This window comes from Protofrankia sp. CiP1_Cm_nod4 (assembly GCF_982290645.1).
Map to the genome: position 1 here is coordinate 1 of NZ_CEVIVC010000193.1, position 4,852 is coordinate 4,852.

Annotated in this window: 4 protein-coding genes; 2 read left to right on the forward strand and 2 right to left on the reverse strand. The window is 71.7% G+C overall.

What is annotated here, in order from left to right:
- Together AC5LSR_RS22280 and pknB are read right to left on the reverse strand one after the other, a co-directional pair.
- Nucleotides 1-294, reverse strand: a 294-nt coding sequence (locus tag AC5LSR_RS22280) for a hypothetical protein (protein ID WP_493468951.1), incomplete at its 3' end; no start/stop codon positions are given.
- 200 nt (nt 295-494) lie between these two features.
- The gene (gene pknB, locus AC5LSR_RS22285; protein WP_493464596.1) at nt 495-2,453 is read right to left on the reverse strand and encodes a Stk1 family PASTA domain-containing Ser/Thr kinase; all 1,959 of its coding nucleotides are present in this window, start codon (nt 2,451-2,453) and stop codon (nt 495-497) included.
- A gap of 384 nt (nt 2,454-2,837) precedes the next feature.
- Here pknB and AC5LSR_RS22290 point away from each other — a divergent pair, with 384 nt between their 5' ends.
- Nucleotides 2,838-4,433 (forward strand): Gfo/Idh/MocA family protein, encoded by a 1,596-nt coding sequence (locus tag AC5LSR_RS22290; protein WP_250291972.1) that lies wholly within the window; start codon nt 2,838-2,840, stop codon nt 4,431-4,433.
- On the forward strand, nt 4,430-4,807 hold the full coding sequence (locus AC5LSR_RS22295; protein WP_250284315.1) for an Rv2175c family DNA-binding protein: 378 nt from the start codon (nt 4,430-4,432) through the stop codon (nt 4,805-4,807). Before AC5LSR_RS22290 ends, AC5LSR_RS22295 begins: the two co-directional genes overlap by 4 nt.
- Nucleotides 4,808-4,852 lie beyond the last annotated feature (45 nt).

The window sequence follows — 4,852 nt, forward strand, 5'->3', positions numbered from 1 at the left end:
ATCGGGGGCCGTGGCGCCCGGCACCGGCGAGACAGCTGTCGGCGCGATAGCCGGCGCGATATCGGTGGCGGTCCGCGACAGCCCGGTGGTCAGGCTCTCGGCGAGCAGCTGGGCGCGCAGCGCCGTACGGAACTCGGGACGTGACGACACCGTTTCGCGGGCACGCAGCGCCGCGACCACGGCCAGCCGCTCGCGGTCACCCGGGTGAGCGGCCGGCGACCCGCTGTCGACCAGCCGGTCGAAACGCTTGGCTCGTCGCCCCGTGACTCGTCGCCCCGTGAGCAGTGCTCCCACCGGAGTCCCCCCTGTTTCCCCCTGTACGGTGTGCCGACCGGGGGTCGCTACCACCCGGATACACCGTCGGCCCCCATGATGACCAGGGACACCCCGTCCGGGCACGTATCCCGCCCCATGCCCGAGGGTGATTCGTCCGGACAGTCGAAGTATGCCGGGAAAAATGCCCCCCTGGAACAGCCGGGCGGCGATTACCGGAGCTATTCGACAGTGAGGGTCACCTTGGTACCTCGCTTGACCTTGCTGCCAGGGGGCGGATCCATGCTACTGACCACCGAGTTGTCGAAGAAGATGAAGCCGTTGCGCTCGGCCCGCAGCCCGTGGCGCTGCAGTTCGCGAGCCGCGTTCTGATATTTCTGGCCGGTGACGTCGGGTACCTCGACCAGGTCGCCGCGGTCCTCGTCGTCCAGCGGTCCTTTGGACACCAGCACTGTCACCACCGAGCCGCGGGCGACTGGCTGCCCCGGGTCGGGGGAGGTGCGGATGACGTTTCCGCTCTGCACCGTCCCGTCGTTGATGTCGAGCCGTGTCACCTTCAGGCCGAGGGCGCCGAGCTGGGACTGGGCCGTGGCGATGGGCATGTTGATCACATTGGGGACGGTCACCATGGCTGGACCGGAACTGACGATCAGCGTCACCTGGGCGCCGGCGGCGAGCTCGGTGTTGACGGCGGGCTCCGTCCTGATCACGTTGCCGGCCGGGATCGTGTCGTTGGCCTCCGTGCGTGGCGTCGCGGAGAGGTTGAGCTGCTGGCGGGTCAGCCGGGCCTGGGCCTCCGCCACCGACAGGGTGGCGACGTCCGGCACCCGGACCTTCGCCCGGCCCAGGCTCAGGCGTATCCGCACGGGGCTGCCGCGCGCCGCCCTGACGGCGCTGGCCGGCTCCTGCGTCATGACCTTCCCGGCGGGGATGGTGTCGCTGGTGGCGGCCTCGTCGTAGGCCACGGCGAACCCGGCGTCGGTCAGCGCCTGTACCGCCACGGACTGGTCGAGGCCTACCAGCGGGGGGATCGGCGTCGTGCCCGGCCCGGACAACGCCCTGGACACGACGATCCCGCAGAGCAGGACGACAGCCGCGATCACGACCGCCACCAGCGGTCTGCGGCCGCGGGGCCGGCGCGGCAGGAACCGGTGGCGCCAGTCGGGCGCCAGCCGGCCACCCAGGGCGAAACCGGCGGTCGCCCGGGGGCGGCTGCGCCGACGGGCGCCGCCACCATGGGCGCCCCGGGCGCCGCGCACCCCACTGCCGGGTGCCGTCGCGGCGTGCCCGGCACCCGCGGCCGGCGCCGGCGCCGGTGCCGGCAGGGAGGGCAGGACGCGGTGCAGCTCGCCGAGCATGGCGCTGCCGTCGGCGGGGCGCATGTCCAGGTCACGCGCGGTGGCGTGCAGCACCAGCGTGTCCAGCTCGGCCGGGATGCCCTCCGCGGCCGCCGACGGTGCGGGGACCTCGCCGTGCACCGACTGGTAGGCCACGGACATCGGGGTGCTGCCGGTGTGGGGCAGCACCCCGGTGAGCATCTCGTAGAGGACGACCCCGGCGGCGTAGACGTCGCTGCGGGGGCTGGCGGAGCCGTCACTGACCTGCTCGGGCGCCAGATAGCCGACAGTGCCCATGACAACACCCTGCGTCATAGCATGGGTTGCCTGGTCCAGCGGGCGGGCGAGCCCGAAGTCGGCGACCTTCACCTGGCCGTCGTGGCCGAGCAGGATGTTCTCCGGCTTGATGTCACGGTGGATGATCCCCGCGTTGTGGGCCGCCGCGAGCGCCTCGAGGACCGGCTCGATGATCTCGATGGCCTCGGTGGGGGCCAGCCGCCCGCGGCTGCCGATGAGCTGGCGCAGGGTCTGGCCCCGCACCAGCTCCATCACCAGATAGATCACCGGGCCGCTGGGCCCGTGATCACGGCCCTGGTCGAGGACGGAGACGACGCACGGGGTGTTCAGCCGGGCGGCGGCGGTGGCCTCCTGCTGGAAACGGCGGAGGTAGTCCTCGTCGTGCGCGAACGCGGGATGCATGACCTTCAGGGCGACCAGCCGGTCGAGCCGGTTGTCGTGGGCGACGTAGACCGTCGCCATACCGCCGACGGCGAGGCGCTCCTGCGCGGTATAGCGTCCGTCCAGCAGCCGTCCGATGACGGGGTCTGCGACGGTCGCGTCCACGGTCAACAGCTTAGAGCGCCCGTGGACGACGCCGGAATCCGGCACCGCGGCCGTACCGCGCCCAGCCCGTCCCGGGGCCCATACCCATCTCGGCCCGTCCCAGCCATCCCAGCCGTCCCAGCATGAGCGAGAAGGGCCGACAGTACGACATGCCGTAACAGGCATCGGTTACCCGTCCCGGCCTGGCACGCATTGTGGCTGTGGGTGCGGCGTTTGCGAACGGGCAGGCCGGTTGGTGGTTGTGACCGGGCGGGTACACCGCCGCGCCGATCCTCCCGTACCGAGCCTCCGGTACCGGTCCCCGAGCTGATCCTTTTTGTCGCCGGTGTTTCCTGACCGGACCCCCGTTGGTTTGCCGATGGGCTAATTCACTACAGTGCCTGCGTGCCCCGGATTCACCTGGTCTCTAACCTTCCCGGCGCCAGCGCACTCGGTGACCATCTCAGGGGTGCGGGGCTCGGGCCCACTTCCGCGCGGTCCGCGGACGCGCTGCTCGTCCTCATCGACCGGCCGCTGGACAACAGTGAGCAGGACGTGCTCGACCGCGCCCGCCAGTCCGTCCCGGTGCTGCTCGCCGGCCCCACCCTGCGGTCACTGCCGCCGGACAGCCCGCTGGTGGAGGCGTCCGGGCTGGTGCCGGGCCGGGTGACGCCGGTCCACGAACTGTGGCTGCTGCCGGGCCCGGACGGCGCGGAGTTCACCACCCGGCTCGGTGACTTCCGGCCGGTCGACCAGTGGGTCGTGCCCGACAAGCTCGCCGACGACGTGGAACAGCTGCTGTTGGTACGTCACGAGCTGACGGTGCATCCGGTGTGCACCTGGCGCCCGTCGACGGGCCTGGGCATGCTCACGCTCGGCTCGGGCGACCGGACGCTGGCCGATCCCGCCTACCACCGTCTGATCGGGCGCTGGCTGCGCCACGCCCTCGGCGTGCGGGACGCGCCGCCGGTACGGGTGGGGCTGCTCGGGACGGCCGAGTCCGCCGCCTTCCACCACATGGCCGTCGACGTCACCGAAGGCCTGGAGATGGCCGCGATCTGCGACGGCGCGTCGCGCCCGCCGGGACGCGGCGGGGAGCATGCCGTCCGCCGGATCGCCAATCCGGCCGACCTGGTGAGCGACTCCGAGACCGACCTGATGATCGTTGCCACTCCGACGCACACCCACACGGAGTGGGCGGTGCGGGCGCTCGAGGCCGGCAAGCACGTCGTGGTCGAGCACCCGTTCTGCCTGACCACCCGGGAAGTCGACGAGCTGACCGGTCTGGCCACCGAGCGCGGGCTCGTCCTGGCCGTCCATCCCGACCAGCGGGACGATCTTGGTTATCGTGCGTTGCAGAGCGCGGTCCGGGCGGGTGCGATCGGTGACGTGCTGTGGCTGGAGACGTTCCACGGCTCCTACACGCGTCCGCCCGGGACCTGGCACGACGATGCCCGGGTCAGCGGCGGGGCCGTCTACGACCGGGGCTTCGCCCCGCTGGACTGGATCCTCGACCTGCTCGCCGGGCCCGTCGAATGGGTGTCGGCGACCGCGCACAAGCGGGTATGGCACCACGTGAGCAACGCCGACCACACCCGCATCCTGCTGCACTTCGCCAGTGGTACCGAGGCCCAGATCACGATCTCCGATCTCGCCGCCGCCGCGCTGCCCAGGTTCCATGTGATCGGGACGGCCGGCTCGATCGTCAGCGAGGTCCCCGCCGAGCCGGTCGTCCCCGGCCCACGGCCCGGGCGGCACGCCGAGCGGATGTTCGCCACCCCCGCCGTCCACCTGAACCTGGTCGCCGCCGACGGCAGCCGGACCAGGCTGCCGCTGCCGCCGGCGCCGGTCACCTCGGTCTTCCACAACCAGCTCGCCGACCTGCTCGTCTCCGGCTGGCCCATGCAGTACACCGCGGAGGTGGCCCGGCGGGTGGTCGCCGTGATGGAGGCGGCCAGCCAGTCGGTGGCCGCTGGCGGAGAACCTGTCAGGCCGGTATGACCGTCACCCCCGGTATGACCAGCAGCCGTTTCCCGGTGTTTACTTTGACCGTGGAGTGGCTGACCCTGCCCGACGTCGCTGACCGGCTCGGGATGCCCATCACGCGTGTGCGTCAGATGGTGCGGGATCGCAAACTGCTCGCCGTGCGCTTCGAGGGCGTGCTGCGGGTTCCGGCCGAGTTCATCCAGGACGGCGCGGTGCTCAAGGGCCTGTCAGGCCTGCTGACCGTGCTCTCCGACGCCGGCTTCTCCGACGAGGAGTCGCTGGACTGGCTCTTCCGGGAGGACCCGACCCTGCCCGGCACCCCCGTGCGCGCACTGGCGGAGAACCGTGGCCGGGAGGTCAAACGCCGGGCCCAGGCCCTCGCCTTCTAACCTTCGCCTTCTAACCCTTGCCCGCTGGCCCTTGCCCGCTGGCCC